At 71.9% G+C, this 20,073-nt stretch carries 10 protein-coding genes and 1 pseudogene; 7 read left to right on the forward strand and 4 right to left on the reverse strand.

What is annotated here, in order from left to right:
- The 4 genes and pseudogenes from WME95_RS17805 to WME95_RS17820 form a co-directional block, all read right to left on the reverse strand.
- Positions 1-9,306: an amino acid adenylation domain-containing protein gene (locus WME95_RS17805; protein ID WP_437909553.1), complete on the reverse strand. Its 9,306-nt coding sequence runs from the start codon at positions 9,304-9,306 to the stop codon at positions 1-3.
- Between the two features lie 8 nt (positions 9,307-9,314).
- Entirely contained in the window at positions 9,315-11,057 is a 1,743-nt protein-coding gene (locus tag WME95_RS17810) for a CocE/NonD family hydrolase (protein ID WP_437909554.1), read from the reverse strand.
- A 47-nt stretch (positions 11,058-11,104) separates the two neighbouring features.
- Positions 11,105-11,299 (reverse strand): hypothetical protein, encoded by a 195-nt coding sequence (locus WME95_RS17815; RefSeq protein ID WP_437909555.1) that lies wholly within the window; start codon positions 11,297-11,299, stop codon positions 11,105-11,107.
- Positions 11,296-11,631 (reverse strand): annotated as a pseudogene (locus tag WME95_RS17820) (hypothetical protein); the annotation flags it as partial. The gene WME95_RS17815 and the pseudogene WME95_RS17820, both read right to left, overlap by 4 nt.
- A 538-nt stretch (positions 11,632-12,169) precedes the next feature.
- Here WME95_RS17820 and WME95_RS17825 point away from each other — a divergent pair.
- From WME95_RS17825 to WME95_RS17855, 7 genes are all read left to right on the forward strand, one after another.
- Positions 12,170-12,517 (forward strand): hypothetical protein, encoded by a 348-nt coding sequence (locus WME95_RS17825; protein ID WP_437909556.1) that lies wholly within the window; start codon positions 12,170-12,172, stop codon positions 12,515-12,517.
- Complete coding sequence (locus WME95_RS17830; RefSeq protein ID WP_437909557.1) at positions 12,514-15,288, forward strand: hypothetical protein; 2,775 nt, start codon at positions 12,514-12,516, stop codon at positions 15,286-15,288. Before WME95_RS17825 ends, WME95_RS17830 begins: the two co-directional genes overlap by 4 nt.
- A 139-nt stretch (positions 15,289-15,427) precedes the next feature.
- On the forward strand, positions 15,428-15,613 hold the full coding sequence (locus tag WME95_RS17835; RefSeq protein ID WP_437909558.1) for a hypothetical protein: 186 nt from the start codon (positions 15,428-15,430) through the stop codon (positions 15,611-15,613).
- A 259-nt stretch (positions 15,614-15,872) separates the two neighbouring features.
- Positions 15,873-16,988 (forward strand): hypothetical protein, encoded by a 1,116-nt coding sequence (locus WME95_RS17840; RefSeq protein WP_437909559.1) that lies wholly within the window; start codon positions 15,873-15,875, stop codon positions 16,986-16,988.
- A complete protein-coding gene (locus tag WME95_RS17845) occupies positions 16,982-17,947 on the forward strand; it encodes a hypothetical protein (RefSeq protein ID WP_437909560.1) in 966 nt (321 codons plus the stop codon). The genes WME95_RS17840 and WME95_RS17845 overlap by 7 nt, the downstream gene beginning before the upstream one ends.
- A 206-nt stretch (positions 17,948-18,153) precedes the next feature.
- Positions 18,154-19,047 (forward strand): hypothetical protein, encoded by an 894-nt coding sequence (locus tag WME95_RS17850; RefSeq protein WP_437909561.1) that lies wholly within the window; start codon positions 18,154-18,156, stop codon positions 19,045-19,047.
- Positions 19,044-20,063, forward strand: a complete 1,020-nt coding sequence (locus WME95_RS17855) for a caspase family protein (RefSeq protein WP_437909562.1) — start codon at positions 19,044-19,046, stop codon at positions 20,061-20,063. The genes WME95_RS17850 and WME95_RS17855 overlap by 4 nt, the downstream gene beginning before the upstream one ends.
- Positions 20,064-20,073 lie beyond the last annotated feature (10 nt).

Below are 20,073 nucleotides of genomic sequence, written 5' to 3' on the forward strand. Positions count from 1 at the left end.
TCAGGTCTCCTTCTGTGGAAGCGCCGACCCAGGCAGGGGAGCCGTCGCGGGCGCGGCGCGGTCCGCCGGTGAGAGCCCGGCGATCTCCTCGAGGGCACGCCGGAGGTGGTTCAACATTCGTTCTGCGAGGGCGGTGTCGAGCCGGCTCTGTTCGTACTGCAGCCGGAGACGCAGTCCCCGCGCGCCATGGTCGAGGCGCGCCAGGAGATCGTGCCCCGAGACCGTGGGACCGGGCTCGTCCCCGTCGATCTCCGCCGGCTCCACCGCAAGGCCCGTCAGGTCGAGGGGGAGCTCGCTCGTCTCCTGCGCGAGGAGCATCACCTGAGCCAGCGCGCTCCGATCGATCTCGCGCTCCGACTCGAGGACGCGGAGGGCCTCCTCGAAGGGGAGATCCAGGTGGTCGAAGGCGGAGAAGACGGCCTCGCGGGCAGCGCGGAGGGCCTCCAGGGGACCTCCGCCGGGCGGGAGGCGCAGCCGCAGGATGGTCACCGTGGCCAACAGCCCGACGACGCCCAGGAGCTCGGCGCGGTGGCGGTTGGCCACGAGCGTGCTGACGCGGAGGCTGGTCGCGCCGGTCTCGGCCAGGACCGCCCGGCCGAGCGCCGCCAGGCCCGCCGCGAACAGGGTGGCGCCTTCCCGCGAGAGGACCGCCTGCAGTCGCCGCGCGACGTCCTCGTCGAGGGAGGTCTCGACGCTCGTGAAGCGGAAGACGATGGATTGCTTCCTGTGGACGTTGCCGATCGGCAAGGGGGCGAGATCTCCCTCCAGCACGTCGCGCCAGTGCTGCATGTCGGCGGGCAGCCGCTCCGCCGTCAGGTGCTCGCGCTGCCAGCGCACGAAGTGGCCGTACTGCACCGCCGCCGCGGGCAGCTGGCCTTGGCCCCGACCGAGCTGCGCGTAGGTCGCGCCGAGCTCCCGGGCGAGCACGGCGAGCGACGCGCCGTCGCATACGATGTGGTGAATCACGAGGACGGCGAGGAAGCTGTCGGGACCGTCGTGGAGAAGCGCTGCGCGGAACAGGGGGCCTCGGTCGAAATCGAACGGACGGTCGCGCACCTCTCCCAGGATGCGCCGGGTCTCGTCGGGGATTCGCTCGGGGGGCAGCGCGCGGAGATCGAAGACCTCGAAGGCGCTGGGGACGGTCTCCAGGACCACCTGCCCGGGGCCTTGCTCCTCGTCGAAGGCGAACACGGTCCGAAGCGCGTCGTGACGCCGGGCGAGCGCGTCCACCGCACGGGCCAGCCGATCGGCATCGACAGGGCCGCGGCCGCGGAAGCCGAGGTGGATGTGGAAGATGTGATTGTTCGGAAAGAGCTGCTGGAAGAGCCAGATCTGCTGCTGCTGTAGGGCGAGCTGGAGCCGGGACGGCACGGGCTCGGTGCTCGGCCCGGGCAGGGCCGCGGCGCCCGCTCGCTGGTGGCGCAGGGCGTCGATGGCGGCCGCGACGCGGGCCACCGTGGGCGCGTCGAAGAGAAGGCGCAGGGGGATCTGGAGACCGAGCCGCTCGCCGAGCTGGGCCGTGATGCGCGCGGCGATGAGCGAGTGCCCGCCGTGATGGAAGAAGTCGTCGTGCCGCCCGACGGGACCTCCCAGCGCGGCGGCCCAGACGCCGGCCACCAGCGCTTCGGTTGGCGTCTCGGGCGAGCCGCCGGAGCCGCCCTTCCGGGGCGTGCGCGCCGACGCCGCCGCGAGGGCCGCCCGGTCCACCTTGCCCCGGGAGGTGAGCGGGAGCGCCGCGTGCCAGACGATCTCCGCGGGGACCTGAAAGGAAGGCCCACGGGCCCGCAGGAAGTCGATCAGCTCCGCCGCGTCGACGGGGCTCGCCCTGGGGACCAGGTGCGCGCAGAGCCACCGTTCCATGCCGGCGCTGCCGATGGCGAGGACCACCGCGTCGCGCACGCTCGGGTGCTGCTCCAGTCGCCGCTCGATCTCGAGGAGATCCACGCGGTAGCCCCGGATCTTCACCTGCTCGTCGGCGCGGCCGAGGAAGTCGAGGAGGCCGCTGCTCAGACGCCGCGCCCGGTCTCCGGTCGCGTAGAGACGCGCCCCCGGCGTGCGGGCGAAGGGATCGGGGACGAAGCGAGCGGCCGTCGCCCGCGCCTGCCTGAGGTAGCCCCGTGCCAGCCCTTCGCCGCCTATGTAGAGCTCGCCCGCGACGCCGGGCGCGACGGGCGCCATTGCGTCATCGAGGACGTGCAGGCGGGCCCCGCGAATCGGCCCGCCGATGGGCACGCGGCGCGCCGGGTCCACCCGGTCGAGGGTGAAGAGAGACGCGACGGTGGTCGCCTCGGTCGGGCCGTAGCCGTTGACGAAGCTGGTCCGCGGGCAGGCGCCGCAGGCGGCCGCGAACACGGCGGAGTCCGCCGCCTCGCCCCCGAAGAGCACCAAGCGAAGTCCGGCGAACGCCGCAGGATCGATCGTCGCGACGTGGTGGAGCAAGGCGGTGGTGAAGAGGCCGGCCGTGATCGCGCGCTCGGCGAGATGCCCGGCGAGGCGCTTCGGATGGGCGACGTCGTCGCGCTCGATGCCCACGAGCCGCCCTCCCGCGAGCAGGGTCGTCCAGACCTCCCACAGGAATGCATCGAACCGTGGGTCGGCGAGCTGCACGACGCCGTCCTGCGCGGTCAGCTCCAGGGGCTCCTGGCCCACCGCCATGCGCAGGAGGCCTCCGTGGGTGATGCCCACGGCCTTGGGCTGCCCCGTCGATCCCGAGGTGTACAGCACGGCGGTGAGCGTGGCCGGATCCGGCGCCTCCGCGGGGAGAGGCGAGGGCGCCGCGGGGATGCGGATGGATCCCACGTCGATCACCGTTAGCCCGGGAAGGACGGTAACCTCGGACGGGGCCAGGATCACGGACATGCCGACCTCCCGCACGATCTGAGCGATGCGCGTGGGCGGATCGGAGGGATGGAGCGGCACGAACGCGCCCCCCGCCTCGAGGACGCCGAGCAGCGACGCGACGAGCCACGCCGATCCTTCGAAGAGCAATCCGACCGGGGATTCGGCGCCCACGCCTGCGTCCTTGAGCCGCCGCGCGATGGCCGAGGCGGTCCGCGCGAGCCCTGCGTAGCTGAACGATCCGTCGGCGAACTCCAGCGCGAGCGCGTCGGGGCGCCGCGCCGCGATGGCGCGGAAGCGGCCCAGCAGCCCGGGGCCGGGCAAGGGCGGGGACACCGGGTTGTGGTCGTCGACGATCCGCCGCTGATCCTGCGGCGTGGTCAGCGCCAGGTTCGAGAGGGGCGTCTGCGGATCCTCCACGATCGCCCCGATCAAGGCCACCCATCCGTCGAGCAGGCCCTCGACCGCATCCGGATCGAGCGCCCTGCCGGCGTGCTCGAACGTCACCACGGGCTCGGCCGCGGTGACGTCGACGGTGACGAGCAGGTCCAGCTTGGGCGCCGCAGGATCGAGCTCCAGTGGGCTCATGGTCAGCCCCTGCAGGTGCAAGGGGGGCACGGGTCGCTCGTAGAACGCGAAGCCGACCTGCGCGAGCGGCGCCGCGGGACCGCTCCGCTCGGGGGCCACGGTGGCGACGATCGACTGGAAGGGGATCTCGCGGTGCGCCAGCGCGCCGAGGGTCGCGGCCCGCGCGCGCCACGCGACGTCGGCGAACGTCGCCGCTCCGCCGAGATCCACCCGGAGGGGCAGGAGGTTGACGAAGGGCCCGACCACCTCGTCGAGCTCGCTCTGCGCGCGCACGTCCACCGGGGTGACCACGACCAGATCGCTCTCGCTGCACGCCCGCTGCAGGAGGATCAGGTACACCGACAGGTAGGCCACGAAGGGCGTGACGCCGAGCGCCTTGGTCAGTCGCTTCACGGCGTGCCCCTGACCGGCGGCGAGCGCGCGAGCCCGCCGTCGCGCCGCGGGGGACGAGAGCGGCTCGGCGCCTGGAAACGCGAGCGGCGGCGCCGGGGTGGAGAACCGTTCTCTCCAGTAGCCGAGCTGCCGCGAGAGCACGTCGGGGAGCCGGGAGCGCTGCCACGCCGCGAACGCGGCGTACGAGACGCGCGGGGCGGGCAGCGCCGGCCGCCGGCCCTCCACGAAGGCCTGGTACAGGACCAGCGCCTCGCGGAGCAGCACCGACAGCGATCCCTCGTCGCAGGCGATGTGATGGATCGCGAGCACGACGAGGTGGCACGAAGGCGACATCTTCACGGTCAGAGCGCGCGCGGGGAGATCGCGATCCAGGTGAAAGGGCGCGCCGATCACCTCGGCGAGCAGCGCGTCCACGGGCTGTCGCTCCGGCGCGCGATCCGTCAGATCCTCGAAGCGATGCGGCATCGTCGCGCCCGGCTGCGCGACCTGCCACGGCTGGCCCTCGATCTCGGCGATCGTCGTCGCGAGGATGGGGTGGCGGATCAGCAGCTCGTCCAGCGATCGGCGGAGCGCGCCGACGTCGAGGTCGCCCGTGAGCCGGAGCCCCTCGGCGGTGTTGTAGGCCGCCGAGCCGGCGTCCACGCGCTGCGCGAGCCAGATCTGCTCCTGCACGAGGGAGAGGGGCGCTCGCTCCCTCGAGGCGAGATCGGGGATCGGCGCGCTGGATCCGCCGGCGCCTTCCATCAGCTCCGCGATGGCCTCGGCGACGTCGCCGAGGCGCGGCCGATCGAAGAGCGCCCCCAGCGGGAGCTCGACGCCGAACGCGTCGCGCACCTCGGCGGCAAGGCGCATGGCCAGCAGCGAATGGCCGCCCGCGGAGAAGAAGCCGTCCTCGACCGAGAGGCCCTCGACGCCGAGGAGGCGCGACCAGATGGCCGCGAGGGCTTGCGCCACCGGCGATCGGGGCGCGGCGCCCGGGTGCGCTCCGGCGCCGGCGGCGGGCTGCGGGAGCGCCGCTCGATGGATCTTGCCGCTCATCAGCGTGGGCAGTCGATCCAGGAAGACCCACGCGGACGGGATCATCACGCTCGGGAGGAGCCTCGATACCCCCTCGGCGAGCGACGCCGGATCGAGCCGGGGATCGCCCACCACGTAACCGACGAGACGAGGGCCGGCGGGTCCGGGCTGGAGGGCCACCGCGGCCTGCTTCACGCCCGGCAAACCACCCAGCGCCACCTCGATCTCGGCGGGCTCGATGCGCACGCCGCCGAGCTTGATCTGGTCGTCGATCCTCCCCAGAAACTCCAGGGTTCCATCCGCGCGCTGCCGCACCCGATCCCGGGTGCGGTACAGGCGTTTGCCGCCGGCGCAGCAGGGGTCGGGCACGAAGCTCTCGGCCGTCAAGCCCGGACGGCGATGGTATCCGTGGGCGAGGGCCACCCCGCCGATGAACAGCTCGGCGGGCACCCCCGCGGGCGCCGGGAGCCCGGCCTCGTCGAACAGGTGCAAGTGAACGCCCGCGATGGGCGATCCCATCGGGATCTTGCCCTCCCAGGGGCCGGCCGGATCGCGCCACGCGGTGACGTCCACGGCTGTCTCGCTGGGGCCGTAGAGGTGGTGCAGCGTCGCCCCGGAGAGGCGATCGTGGAACCGGCTCCGCGTCTCGGCGGGCAGCGCTTCTCCGCCGCAAAGAACGTGCGATAGCCGGCAGGCCGCGGCGCCGGGCTCGTCGAGGAAGGGCCCGAGCAGCGACGGGACGAAGTGCGCGATCGTCACGCCCTGCTCGTGGATCAGGCGCGCGAGAGCGGCCATGTCCCGGTGGGCGCCTCGCGGCGCCACGACGATGGTCGCGCCTGCAGCGAGGGGCAGGAAGATCTCCCACACGCCCACGTCGAAGCCCCCGGGGGCCTTGCGGAGCACCCGGTCGGTGCGCTGGACGTCGAGGCGCTGCGCGAGCCAGGCCACCAGGTTCGCGGTGGCCGCGTGGGTGTTGATGGAGGCCTTCGGTGTGCCGGTGGAGCCCGACGTGTACACCCCGTAGGCCGCCGCGGCAGGATCGACCCGCAGGGCCAGAGGAGCCGGAGAGCGCGCGGCGATGGCGGGCGCGTCGGCGTCGAGGGCCAGCACGACCTCGTCTCCACGGAGAAGGGGGGTTATGCCTTGCCAGGTGATCACTGCGGCGGGCGCCGCGTCGGCCAGGAGCACGCGGAGGCGATCGGGAGGCGTCTCGGGATCGAGGAGCAGGAAGGCCCCGCCGGCCTTCAGCGCAGCCAGCGCGGCGACCACCTCGTCGATGCCACGATCGAGCAGCACGGCGACCGTTACGCCGGGCCTCACCCCGCGCGCCAGGAGCTCGCGCGCGAGCCGGTTCGCGCGGGCGTTCAGCTCTCGGTAGCTGATCTGCTCCTCGCCCGCGACGACCGCGATCGCGGCGGGGAGCGCGGCGGCGCGCTGCTCCACCTGCTGGTGCACCGGCGGGCCGTCGCGAAGGGGAGGGCCGCCGTCGAGGAACCCCACCGGCCCGGGGGAATGGCGCTCTCTCGCTGCGCCGTCGAGCACGGCCGCGAGCTCGGCCAGGGTGCTGTCGGGATTTCGTGCCGCTTCGGCGAGGAGCGCGCCGAGCTGCGCATTCCATCGCTGGATGGTCGAGGGCGAGAAGAGATCGGTGTTGAAGGTCCAGTCGAAGGTCAGGCTGGTGTCGTCGGCGTTGAGGCTCAGCTCGTGCTTGGCGAACCCGGTCCCCACGGTGTCCACCTCGACGGTCAGCCCCGGAAGGGAGATGGGCGGCGCCGGCCGATCGACGTTGAACGTGGCCGCGACGAGCGGGGTGCGCCCGGGCTCGTGACGCGCGCCGATCTTCGTGCTCAGGGAAGGCAGCGACACGTCCTGGTGATCGCGCGCGGCGAGGACGCGGCGGCTCGTGGCCACCAGGTGATCGGAGAACCGCTGCGCCGGCTCGACGCCGCTGCGGAGCGGCAGGAGGCGGACGAAGTACCCGACGCGCGGCGCGCCGCCCGCGGCGCGCGGCGCGGCGTGGATGCCGACGATCAGATCCGGCTGGCCGGTCAGGTGGTGGAGAAGCGCGGTGTACGCGGCGAGCAAAGCGACGAAGGTGGTGGTGCCGTGAGCCGCGGCGAGCGCGCGCACGTCGGCCGGATGAGGCCGCGAGAGCCGGCAGCGCGTGACCGCGCCGGCGAACGTCCGCCGAGGCGGCCTCGGCCGGTCCAGCGGGAGCGCGAGCGGAGGCGGCGGATCGTGGAGCTCGCCGACCCAGAATCGCTCGTCGAGGTCGCACGCCTCTGGCGCCGGCGCCGCGGCAGGCGCTTCGAGCAGCGACGGCGCGCCGGAGGCCGCGGCGGTGTACTCCCGGGTCAGCTCCCCGAGCAGGACGCTCATGGACGATCCGTCGGTGATCAGGTGGTGCAGCGCGATCACGAGGACGAAGTCGTCGTCGCGAAGCTGGATCAGCTCGGTTCGAAAGAGCGGACCTCGCTCCAGATCGAAGGGCGCGGCGGCCCGGCGCCGGATGGCCTCGGCGAGGGCTTCTCCCTCGGCGCCGGAGAGGACGTGGATCGGGAGATAGGCGTCGATGGCCGGGTGGATGATCTGGGCCTCGCCGTCCGCGCGGAAGGTGGTGCGGAGGGCCTCGTGCCGCGCGATGAGCCGGGACAGCGCTGCGCGCAGCGCGGGTATGTCGAGGCGGCCGCGCAGGCGCAGGGCGCCGCACTCGTTGTGCGCCATCGAGGCCTCGGGGCCGAGCTGCGCGAGGATCCAGAGCTGGCGCTGCCGGGCGTCGAGCGGCCGCTCCACGATCGCCTCGCGCGGCAGAGCGCCGCTGCCGGCCAGCGCCTTCACCGCCCCTTCCACCGCAGACACGACGGTATCGAGATCGCCGTCCTCGTGCGCCGTGGACAGGAACCACGGCAGGTGCGCCGGCGCGTACACGCCACGCTCCAGGAGGAGCTGCGAGAGCGCGTCCTCGAGCCCCGGCGGACAATCCAACCAGAGGACCGAGGAGAACCCGTACCCTTGCAGGCCCGATCGGCTCGCGGCCAGCACCGCCCGCAAGCGCCCGAGGAGCGCCGCCGCCCGGGCGTCGAGGCGGTGTCGAAGCTCCGGCCCCTCGGCGATCAGGCGATCGATCACGGCGGACGCCGCGGCCATCGAGCAGGGGTGCTTGTAGAAGGTGCCTCCGAAGAAGGTCTGCTCCACCTGCGGTGAGGAGGCATCGTCGAAGGCCCAGGGGCCTCCGTCGATCGTATCCAGGAACCGCGCGCGGCCGCCCACGACGCCGAGGGGCATCCCGCCTCCCAGCAGCGACCCGTACACGACCATGTCGGCCCGGACGTCGAAGAGCGCCTGAGCGCCTCCTGGATGGCAGCGGAAGCCGGTGGTCGTCTCGTCGAAGATCAACGCGATGCGCGCCTCCTCGGTTGCTCTGCGGAGGTCGCGCAAGAACCCGGGCTGGGGCCCCCTCGAACCACGGGGCTGGACGGGCTCGACCAGCACTGCGCCGATCCTGTCGCTGAGCCGACGAATCGCCTCCACGGAGGCGGGCGCGCCGTGGTCGAGCACCGCCACGTCGGCGACCATGCTCCGGGGCACTCCGGGGGACAGCGGCGTCCCCCAGGGAGAATCGGCGGCCCGTCGTGCCAGGGTGCCGTCGAAGTGCCCGTGGTGCGATCCCGCGAACACCGCGATGCCAGGGCGGCGTGTCACCGTGCGCGCGAGCCGCAGCGCGCTCATGACAGCCTCCGTCACCGAGATGCAGAAGGCCACCCGCTCGACCCCCGTCAGCGCGCGGAGGCGCTCGGCGACGTCGTTTGTCGTGGGGTGCTCTGGCCCGAGGAACGCTCCGTCGTCGAGCGCGCGCCGGACGGCCGCCGTGAGGAACGGCGGCGCGTGCCCGAACAGGCAGGCGCCCGACGCCATGCTCAGATCGACATAGACGTTCCCGTCGGCGTCGCGGATCTTGCCGCCTCCCGCGGGCCCGGTGAGGACGGGCCAGGCCCATCGCCGTCCATCCGGCGTGCGGCCCGCGATGCGCGGATCGGCGAGCCGTCCGAGCGATCCATCGAGCAACCGCTGTGACGTCGCTGTGCGCGCGACGTGGCGCGCCCCGATGTCCCGGATCGCCGCGAGCTGGGCCGCCGTCAGCGCGGCCGGAGGCGCGGGCGCCGGATCACCGGCGGAGGCCGGCACCGGCGGAGGCGCCGCGGGCGTCGCTCGCTGCTCGGCCTCCAGGCTCTCGACGTGGTCCACCAGGCGCCGCAGCGTCGAGAGATCCTCCATGAGCCGCCGGAAGGGGACGCTCCGGCCGAGGCGTGCTTCCAGGGCCTCGCTCAGGGTCATCATGCCGAGCGAGTCCAGGCCCAGCTCGGTGAACGACGCATCGGGATCGACGCGCTCCGGGGGCACCCCGGCCTCGCGCGCGATGACGTCCAGCACCTCGGCCGCTGCGGTGGTAGGGCGTTCGTCCTCGCGCACGAGCCTCCCTAGAACGCGGCAGATGGACCCACGACGGGCAGGATCAACCTCGATGGACAGCCCGGCTCGTGGTGGATCCGGAGCCGTGCTCCGCCGGGCGGCACCACGGTGAGCGCGTTGTCGCGATCGGCCCCCGTGACCGCGAGCCGGAGCCGGCTCCCTGGAGCGATCCTCCGGGAGATCGGGTGCATGTCGAACACCAGCTCGACCGGGTGATCGGGCAGGGGCGAGAGATCCTCTTCGTAGCTCCGGTGGTAAGGCAAGCCCAAGTGCTCGTGGGGAGGCGTGTGGAGCGCGCGATGGGAAGCGCGCAGCACACCCTCGGTGACGTAGAGCGACCGGCCGTCCTCAGCGACCTCTTCGAGGTAGGCGAAGACGTCGACGTCGGGAGCCGTCGAGCTTACCCAAAGGCGCACGATGGGATGCCCGGTCAGCTCCAGAGCGGCCGTCAACGGCGCCGTCGTGTACGTCAAGGCCCGCTCGTCGTTGGAGGCGAGGTCCGGATAAGCAAAGGGCCCTCCGGCGGTGTTGGCCCAGCGGGTCGCGGTGCCGGTGGTCGTCGTCGGATCCACGTCGTAGTCGTCGGCGCCTTCTCCGGAGTCGGCTGCCTGCAACGTCAAGCGGCCATCGTTGATCGACCGGCAGCTCCCGGAGCGCCCGATTCGAAGGTGGAAGGGCGTGGCCACCATCTCCTCTGGCGGCCACACCTCGGTGCAGCGCCAGCGCTCACCAGGGTCGGCCCCGACGGTGTAGTAATAGATGGGCGGCTCCTCCCCCGAGGGCTCGACGCCCGCGAGCCATCGGTCGTACCAGGCCGCGTGCTGCTCCAGAAGGTCGAACCCCGCGCTCCCCGTGTGCGCCCAGGGGCCGATGACCAGGCGCCGCGGCCCGGGGCTGTTGTGATACCAGAGCAGCGCGTCGCGAACGAACGCGTCGTTCCAGCCTGCCAGCAGGAACACCGGCGTCGCGGGCCGCCGGTCGGCCGCCCAGAACGAGGGGCTGCGCTCCAGGAACAGGCGCGCTCCGGTGACCGGGTCCAGCGAGTCCCGGCAGCGCAGCGGAGCGAAGAGATCGTGGCTGTCCAGGTTGGCCGCGTGCTCCGCGCGCGCCACCTCGAGCAGCGCCCCCTCCGGATCGGTTTGCACCGGCGAGACCGAAGCCCCCCGATCTCGCAGCGTCACGTCATCGGTCCACTGGCGTCCGAAGACGTGCCGGAAGACGCCGCCCGGCCGCACCAGATCGTACAGATCGAACAGGGGCATCTCGGGGAAGATGGCGCCGAGCGCCCGGGCCTCCGTGGCCGCGAAATACTGGCTGGTACCCATGTACGACCGGCCGAACATCCCCACCGCGCCGGAGGACCACGGGCGGGATGCGAGCCAAGCGGTCACCTCCGCGGCGTCGCGTGCCTCCTCGGGCGCGAAGGGCCCGCGGCGGCTTCCGCACGACGCTCCGGTTCCCCGCGCGTCGACCAGGACGACGCCGTACCCGCGGCGAACCAGGCCCACGAGCCAGGGATCCAGGGAGATCTCGCCGACGGCGATCTCCGCCGAGGCGAGCTCCCGCAGCCACTGGTGGGCGGCCGCCCATTGCCGCAGCTGATCCGTGCTGGGATGCCCTGCGTGATAGCGATTGTGCATCCAGACGACCGGCGACGATCGCCCGGTGGCGAGGCGAAAGACGTACACCGCGAGCCGCGTGCCGTCGCGCATGGGCAGGTACGACGAGCTGGCAACGATGTCTTCGGTCATCGGTCGCCCGTGCAGTGCGTGGCTCGTGACTGCGCGCGATCTCCCGGTCAGCCGCCGATCTTCTTGGTTCCCTTGATGGTTCCCTTGAAGTGGGGAACGAACTTGTCGATGCGCGCCTTGAGGAGCTTCTGGATCTCCGGGTTCGAGGCGATCTCGGCGGTGAGCACGGCCTCGAGCTTGTCGACGTCGTCCGCGGTCAGGGTCGAGTAGATCTTCGGATCGAGAAGTTGGCTCAGGATCATGGTCTTGTCTCTCCTCCAGTGCCCGCGCCGATGGTTCCGTCAAAGCCGACCAGAGTCAACGGCAAACCGTCGAGGCGATCGACGTGTGGCCGAGGTGCCGGGGTTCCGCGGTGGAGGCCGCGAACGTCGCGGACCATGACGTCGCCGAGCTCCATGGCGATCGGCTCGAGCGCGACCTCGCCCTGCGCGAGGCGCCGCATCCCCTCGGCCTTGGAGAGCATGTGCGTGCCACGTGCGATCTCGATCGGGCCGTTCTCGGCGGTGACGTCGACCAGGGGGAAGTTGACGGCGAGCTGGAACGCGGGCGTCTCTTTCCCGATCTCGGGAAAGAGCGGCGGCGCATCGCGGTGGACCTCCTGCGCGGCTCCGCGAAGGGGGCGTTGAACGGGAGCGTCACGTAATAGCGACCCGGCCCCCGGTTCTTGAGGTGCCCCTGACGCGCGATGTGGGCGTCGAGGAGCGGCGCGAAGGCCTCACGCCACGAGCGCAGCAGGCTCTTCGGAATGAGGTTCTTTATCAGGCAGAACCCATCCCGCTGCGCTGCGCGGGCAAGCTCATCCATCTCGGCGCTCGCGTGGCGGGCGTGGTTCATAGCTCGCGCCAAGCTTTGAGTGGCTCGATCGGAGTCGTCAAGCGGAGCACTCGCCCTCTGCCGTTCATTGCCATCCCACCATTGAGATTCACGGGCATCCTCCTCGTCGGTGCGCATTGCCCGGCCTGCGAGCGTGCTGGTGCATCCGGGGGCCAGGCGATGTACGTTCGCCTGGATCACGCGGCAGCAAGACCGCACGAGGCGCGGGAGACGACCATGGCCCGCACTGCGCGGGGCCGGCGCCATCGAGCGCCGGGCACTGCGCCGAGATCGATGCATTGGACAACCTGGCGAAGGACATCCGGCAGGACCGCAAGAAGAACGGTAAGACATTGAAAGACCCCGCGGCCGAAGACATCGAGATCAGGAAGGAGCTGCAGAAACAGGTGAAGGAGGGCAAGATGACGACGACGGACAAGCGCGGTAAGCTCATGGATCTATGCAAATTCTGCGCGCAGGTCCTGCGTGAGCTCGGCCTTCACCCGGCGAACAACGGCGGTACTGGCAAGAAGAACGGTGTCATCGGCTCGGATGGCAAGGCGTGGAACGGCAATGTATGGCTAGCGGGACGCTCCGTGCCGTTCAGGACCGCTCCCTCGAGCACTCCGCCCTTCGAAGGGACATGAGCCCTCCTTCGCGAGCACCGGATGCGCCGGCCGCTGGCCCGGCGGCGGCGGAGCGCGGCGTCCTCGACTTCTGGCGCGAGGTCGAGCGCTGCAGCAGCGCCCCCCTCGGCGGGAGAGCGCGCGCTGGCGCCGTGGCGGGCCTCGAAGCGTGGCTGGAGCGTGGCGGTGCGCGCGTGGCGCTGCTCGGACCGAGCGGGCGCGGCAAGTCGATGCTGCTGGGCGCGTGGGCGCTGGAGCTGGCCCGCGCGGGCCGGCACGAGATCGCGTTCGTCCCCGTGAGCCGCCGGTTCGGTACGGCGCTGGAGTCCACGGCGCTGAACCTCCTCTATGCTCGCGTGGCTCCGTTCCTCAGGACGCCGCGGCGCATCGGCGAACGGGCGCACGGGGTCGAGGAGATGCGGCGCGACCTCGCGATCATGCTCGCGGAGGGCCGCCCGCCCGGAAGCAGGCCGCTCGTGGTCATTCTCGACGGGTTCGACGAGGGAGTCTCCTGGACCCTCGATGCAGCGCAGCGATTCCTGCGAGACCTCGGCCCCGGCGTGCGCGCCGTGCTGTCGGCGCGCTCGATTGAGGCGCTGGGAGGGCTCCGGGAGGGGACGGAGGTGGTCGCGCTGCCGCCGATCGCGGTCGACGAGGTCGCGGAGGCGATCGGGCGGAGGCTCGGCCATCTGCCGGCCAGCGTGAAGGACGAGGTCGCACGGGTGAGCGGTGGGGAGCCGTTCCTCGTCGAGGCGCTCGTCGAGGCCTTTGCGCAGGATTCCGCGGCAGTGGCGCCGGCGCTTGCGAGCGTTCCCGCCGGAGCTCCGGGCGTCCTGGACCTCTGCGCCGGCGGCACGATCCGCCCCGTATTGCCATGGCTTGCAGGCGCGCTCGCGCCGATCGAGGTGGAGGAGCTCCTCGCGATCTCGACGATGAACGCCGGCGCCTGGAACGAGCTGAGCGGACCGCTGGTCGCCGCCGGAGAAACAGGCCTCGCGCTCCGTCACCCGGCCTGGGCCGAGGCAATCGACGGACGGCTCGCGCCGCACGAGCGCGCGGCGATCGATCGCCGGTTCGCCGAGCACGGGAAGCGCGCGTTCGTCTCGGGCACGGTCTCTGACTACGTGTGCCGGAACTGGCGCGCTCACCTGGAGCGGGTCGGCGCGAGCCTCGCAGAGCGGCTCGACCTGGTCTCGAGGGCGTGGCTCGACATGTGGAGGACACGCCCGGATGGCTCGTCCGGGTTCATCGCCGACGTGGACGCGACGGCGGCGTGCGCGGCGAGCCTTCTTGTCGATGCCGCGGCCGGAGGCGATGTCGTGGCGGTGCTGGCCGCGCGGGTCCGCTGCCTGCTCGTGACGAGCTCCGTGCGGGAGATCCTTGGCTTCGAGGAGACGCGGCGCGCGCGGGCCGCGCTGGCGGCGCAGGACGACGACGAGGAGGAAGAGGAAGGGGCCGAGGGAGGCGAGGGCTCCGGCGGACCCCACATCGAGATGCCGCGCGTTGGCGAGGACGTCCTCGAGGCCGGGCGGCCGATCGCCGACGCCGCGGAGCGCGCCGGCGCCCTGATCCGGCTGGCGAACGAGCTGCCCGACGCCGAGCGCGCGGTCGTGCTCGACTGGGCGCTCGAGGCCGCCAGCGAGGAGCACGCCGAGGGGGGCGCGCTCGCCGCCGTTGCGCACGCGCTCGACGGGCAGGCGCGCGTGACGGCCGCGCGCGAGGCGGCGGCGCGGCTCGGTCGCGAGCCGACCAGGGAGAGCCGTCTCGCGCGCGTGTCCCTGGCGGCGCTGCTGCCCGAGGACGAGGCGCGCGACCTCGGTCGCGAGGCGTTCGCCGAGGTCCCGGCCGACGAGAGGAGCAACGAGCTGCCGCGGCTCTCGGAGGCCGCCGCGCGATGGTCTCCCGCGGCGGTGCGCGGGCTCTGGGCATGGTCCGAGGCGCTGCCCCCCTCGGAGCGGCACATCGTCCTCGCTCGCCTCGCTTCGGGCCTGCCCGCGGAGGAGCGGGAAGCGGGCGCGTCGGAGGCGCTGGGGCTCGCGCTGTCGCTGCTCTCGGGCGACTGGCTTCCACCGGACGCGTGCTGGAGCGTCTGCGCGCTCGCGCCGCATGCACCTGCCGGCGCCGCGTCCGCGCTGGTCCAGGCGTGCGCGGCTGCGGGCAGCTTCTACCTCCCGGTGGTGACGGCCGTCGCCGCGCGCCTCTGCGATCTGGGGCGCGTGGAGGATGCGTTCGCGCTGGTGGACACGCTGCCCCAGCCGTCGGACCGGATCGAGGCGCGATGCGCGCTGCTCGCGCACCTGCCCGCCGCGGTCCGCGGGGCCGCCTGGGCCCAGCTGTCGGGCGATCTGCGGGCGAGCGACGGCGCTCGAATGCTCTTCGAGCGGAACGCCGCTGCGTGGACCCGGGCTCTCGGGGCCGATGCGGTCCTCGACCTGTCCCGCGAGATCGGCGCCCCGTGGTCAGACCTGGTCGCGATCGCCGTGGCCTCGCCGGACGACGCGCCGGCGATCGCGCGCGATCTGGTCGAGCGTGCTCTGGAGCAGTCGAGCGATGAGGACGAGGCGCTCTTCGCGCTGATCCCGCTGGCCGCCTGGATGACCGAACCGCACGCGCGCCGCGTCTGCCAGAGACTCCTGAACTATCTCGGCTGGAAGCCGCGGCCCGAGCTCCTCGACGACTGGACGAAGGACGACCTCGGGCACCTGGCGCCGTTGTTCGCCCGCATCGCTGGACCGCAGGGCGTCGTCGCGGTGGCCCGGGAGATCGTCGATGTCGCGCGGTGGCTTCCCTGAGCGTCCGCGTGGAGATGTCGCGCGCCGAGCCCTTCAGGCCTCATCTCCGCGGCGTATTCGCAGCTGCCACCGGGCCATAGTCGCTGACAGGCCTTGAGGGCGCGCGTCCCGACGCCACGTACGCAGCGAACAGGCCGCCATGGATGACGGCCGGCGCAACGAGGCTGTCGCCTCGATGGTGCTCACGATTCGATGGGACGATCTGCGCGACGTGCTCTATGCAGTCGAGGCTTCGACGCATCCATCGCCGCAATCTACGCGTCGCCGGGCCGGCCTTCCCGAGGAGCTCCTCGGCAACACGGGTCAACTGCCCAAGCCCGGGTGAGCTGCCCACCCCGCCTGCGGCTCACAAAGCATTGCGAGAAGCCGACTGATTTTCTCGTTGTAGCCATCCTATTTTCATGTCGCGCTCGCTCTGTGCGGACGATTTTTGGTGTCCATCGCGTTGGCCCGTGGGGTAGGAGTGGCCTGAAACGGCTCATGAACGCGAACATCGAAATCCAGGTCGCTCACGACCTCCGCACAGGTAAGCACGTGACGCCGCACAACATCGAGGCGCTCCTCGCTGAGACGACCTGGCGCACATGAGCGAGTACCAGTGCTACGAGTTCGTCGCGCTCGATCGTCCCCTCACGCCCAAGCAGATGGCGGAGCTCAGGGACATCTCGACGCGCGCCGACATCACGCCCACGCGCTTCTGGAACGAGTACCAGTGGGGCAACCTCAAGGCCGACCCGGCGAAGCTCCTCGAGCGCTACTTCGACGCGCACCTCTACTTCGCCAACTGGGGTACGCGGCGGCTGATGTTCCGGCTGCCGGCGGCGCGCGTCGACGAGAAGCACCTCCACCCGTACTTCCCCGGCGGCGCAGCGCGCATGACGAAGGCCGGCGAGCACGTCGTGATCGAGCTGGTGAGCGACACCGAGGAGCCCGAGGACGACTTCACGAGCGGCGTGTCGCTCGCGTCGCTGGCACCCGTGCGGAGCGAGCTCCTGCGCGGAGATCTGCGCGCCGCGTACCTCGCCTGGCTCCTCGCAGTCGAGGCGGACGATGTCGAGGACGACGAAACGGAGCCGCCGCTGCCGCCGGGGCTCCGCGAGCTCTCCGCGCCGCTCGAGGCGATGGTCGGCTTCCTCCGCCTCGACGGTGATCTCCTGGCGGCCGCGGCGGAGCCGAGCGGCGCGGAGCCGGAGGATGCCGACGCCCTCCGCGCGTGGGTCGGCGCGCTCCCCGCGCGCACCAAGGATCAGTGGCTACGGCGCGCGGTGGACGAACCGGAGCTCGCGCTCGGCGCCGAGCTGCGCCGCGTGTTCCGTGCTCGGGTGAAGGCGAAGACCACCAGGGTTCCACGAACCGTCGCGGAGCTGCGTGCCGCGGCCGAGGAGCGTCGCGAGAAGAGAGAGCGCGCCGTGGCGCTCCGCGCCGAGCGGTCGCGCAAGGCCGCAGAGGCCGCCCGGGCGAAGCAGCTCGACGCGCTCGCGCGGCGGCTCGACGCAGCGTGGAGCGAGCTGGAGGCCCTGGTCGCGAAGCGCGCCTACGACGAGGCGCTGAAGCTGGCGATCGACCTTCGCGACCTTGCCGCCCGCGACGGCACGAACGCAGCGTTCACGGAGAGGTTCAAGGCGATGCGGAAGCAACAGTCGCGGCGCCGTAGCTTTTTCGACCGCTGGAAGCGGGAGAACGAGCCGAGGCGATGGTGAAAAGAGACGATGCCCGAGCGAGGCGCCTGCCGCAGCCAGCGGAGCGTCCGCTCGACGACGGCGCGCGCTACGGCCCGGAGACCTGGCGCGAGATCGACGGCGTCGCCTTCTCCCACTGGGACCGGTGGCTCCTGCGGCTCGCGCTGGCGGAGCCGCACGGTCTCGATGCGATCGCGCGTGAGTTCCGTGCGCGCGCGGCGAGTCGACGCGTCAGCAGCGAGGCCGCCGAGGCGATGCTCGCGCAGGTGGTCGACCTGCGTGGCCGGCTCGCACGCCTCGCGCGGACTCCGGAAGAGGTCCTCGATGCGGAAGAGCGAGCGAGCGGGTGGCTGCTGAAGAAAGCCTGGAAGCGGGTCTGGCATGACGGTCCGAACCGCCGCACGGACGCGATGCGCAACACCCCTCGCCGGCGGATCGAGGCGCACGCGCTCCGGGGGAACTGGCCGCGCTTCCCGGTGTCGCCCGCGCGCTTCGAGCCCGAGCTCCGCCGCGTCGTCGGTGACGACGCGTACTACGATCACCGCGCCACGGATCTGGTCGCGCACCTCCTCGAGAGCCAGGTCGACCTCCTCGGAGCGACGGCAGCCTCGGATCTGGAGCGCCTCGCGCTACATCGAGCGGCGATGACCGTGATCATCGAGATGATGGATCTGATCGACGACTCCCTCGCTGACATGAGCGAGGTGTTCGCGGCGAGCGAGCGCGCGTACCTCGCGCTCGCCCGCGATCATGCCGGGCTCGACGGGATCCTGCGCGACCTGCTCGAGCTTGCCGTGTGGGAGGATTACGGGCTGCTCCGCAATGTCGGCGCCTTCCTGGGGGCGCTCCAGGAGGAGCACGCGAACCTCGCCGTCCGCGAGCTCTCCGGCATCATCGCGGAGCTGCGGCGAGAGGGCCTCGATCACCAGCTCGCCCGTGCGCTCACGCTCCGCAAGGCGGTGCTGGCCCCCTGGGGATAGGACGAGGGCGCCGCGCTCCGGCCTCGTTCACAGGAACGTCGCGATCCAACGTGTCGGTCCCTCACGACACGCGAACCCGTGGCGGCGATGGTCGCAGGTGGACCGGGGTCCGATGCACTTGACTGAACCGCGGCGCATGTGGTCCAAACAATGGGAATCCCCGGGAAACGTGCACGTCGGGCGCGCCGCGGGACGAGGGTGGAGCCATGGCCGAGGAGCAACGCTGGTTCGATGACCTCCCCGTGATCGGCCGCCTCCCCGCCGCAGAACGGGCGGCGGTGCTCCGCGAGCTCGACCCGCCTGCGGACGCCGAGGTGCGGGCCCAGGCGAAGGGGTTCTTCTCGTCCGTGCCAGACCCGTGGGAGCATACGTCGCACGCCTTCGGCTTCCTCCCGCCGGGTGTCTCTGCGCCAGGCCTCGTCGAGGTGAAGCCTGCAAGCCAGATCGAGGCCGATCCTGCGCTGAAGAACGCGCGCATCGCCGTACGGCTCGACCGCCTGCGCGTCGCCGCGTACCCGGGCCGCGGGGTGCACCGGATCCTCTTCGATTTCTATGCCCGGAACCAGCGGGCAGGCGGAGAAGACGACCTGCACTTCAACATGGTCCTCCGGGCGCAGCAGGGGCAGAGCGCAGCGGTGGTGGGCTACCCTATCTTTCTCGGACTGGGCGTCGGCGACGGCGGGGTGGGCTTCCGCTGCCATACGGTCAACGTCAAGAACGAGCAGGATGAGGCGCTGCTCGGCGTCCTCGAGTCGGACTCCATGCGGCAGGGACTTCAGCTCCTCGCCACCGTGCAGCCCGCGCTGGGGCCGCTCTCGACGATGGCTGTGGGGATAACCCGCGCGCTGGCGGGCCGCCACCGCAACGTCTCGGTTCAGGATTTCTACCTGGGGCTCGATTTCGGCGCCTCGGCGACCGGCGCACGGCTTCGCGAGGGCACCTATTTCGCGGTGCAGGCGCCAGAAGAGCTCACCGCGTCGTGCTGGCAGCAGTGGGCCTACAACGCGCAGGCCCAGCACCTCGTGGAGCGCGACAACCCGACGGTCCCCATCGCCCACAACTACATCGCGTTCAGCGTCTCTCGGTATCAGGCGCAATGAGCGCGGCCTTCTCGAGCGGGTACGCGTTGCTCGTGGGGACAGGCGGCGACCTCCCCGTCACGGCCAGGGACGCCGAGGACCTGGCCGCGCTGCTGCGAGACCCCGCGCGCGCCGGCTACCCCGAAGACCAGGTCGATGTGCTCACGGGCCCGCAGGCCACGCGGGAAGGCATCCTGGCGGCGCTGGACCGGCTGGCTCAGCGCACTCTGGGCGATCCGGATGCGACGGCGATCCTCTATTATTCAGGGCACGGCGGTCGCTTCGGGCCTTCTGCCGGCCTGGCGAGGTACTACCTCTTACCTCATGGTTGGGACGAGTCGCGCCGCGATGAGACGGGCGTCTCGGGCGAGGAGCTCACCGCGCGCATCCGCGCTGTGCCCGCGAAGCGCTTGCTCGTGCTGCTCGACTGCTGCCACGCCGCCGGCCTGCCGAGGCCCAAGGACGGCGCGAGCTTCGCAAAGTTCGCGAAAGAGGGCCTGCCGGAGCTCGATGGGCTTCGCAGCGGCGCGGGGCAGATGATCCTGACCTCCTGCCGCGGAGACGAGAAGTCGTACATCCGGCACGGCGACGCCAACAGCGTGTTCACGGCGTGCCTCCTCGAGGCGCTCGACGGCAGAGCGCCGTCGTACTTCGGGTTCGTGTGGGCGCTCGACGTCGTGAGCTACCTGCTCCGCGAGGTCCCCGGACGCGCGCCCGCCCCGCAGCACCCGGTGCTCAGCTGGGCCGACAGGACCGAGAGCTTCACGCTGTGCCGGGTGCCGTCGGTGAAGGGCGCGGCGGCGCCATCACCGGCACCCGCGTGGAGGCGCAAGCGCATCCAGCTGGAGATCGACAGCCTCATGCCAGCGTTCGAGCTCCGGCGCACCCTGATCGGCCGGCTCAGGACCGCCCGCGCGCTCTCCACCGACCCCGTGGAGCAGCTGCGGATCGAGCGCCAGATCGACGACGCCGAGCGCACGGAGGAGTCCGATACGCGGCGGCTCGATCGCCTCCACGCGGAGCTCGGCGAGGCCTAGCGGCGCGAGG

The organism is Sorangium sp. So ce327 (assembly GCF_051530205.1).
Classification (GTDB): Bacteria; Myxococcota_A; Polyangia; order Polyangiales; family Polyangiaceae; genus Sorangium; species Sorangium cellulosum_B.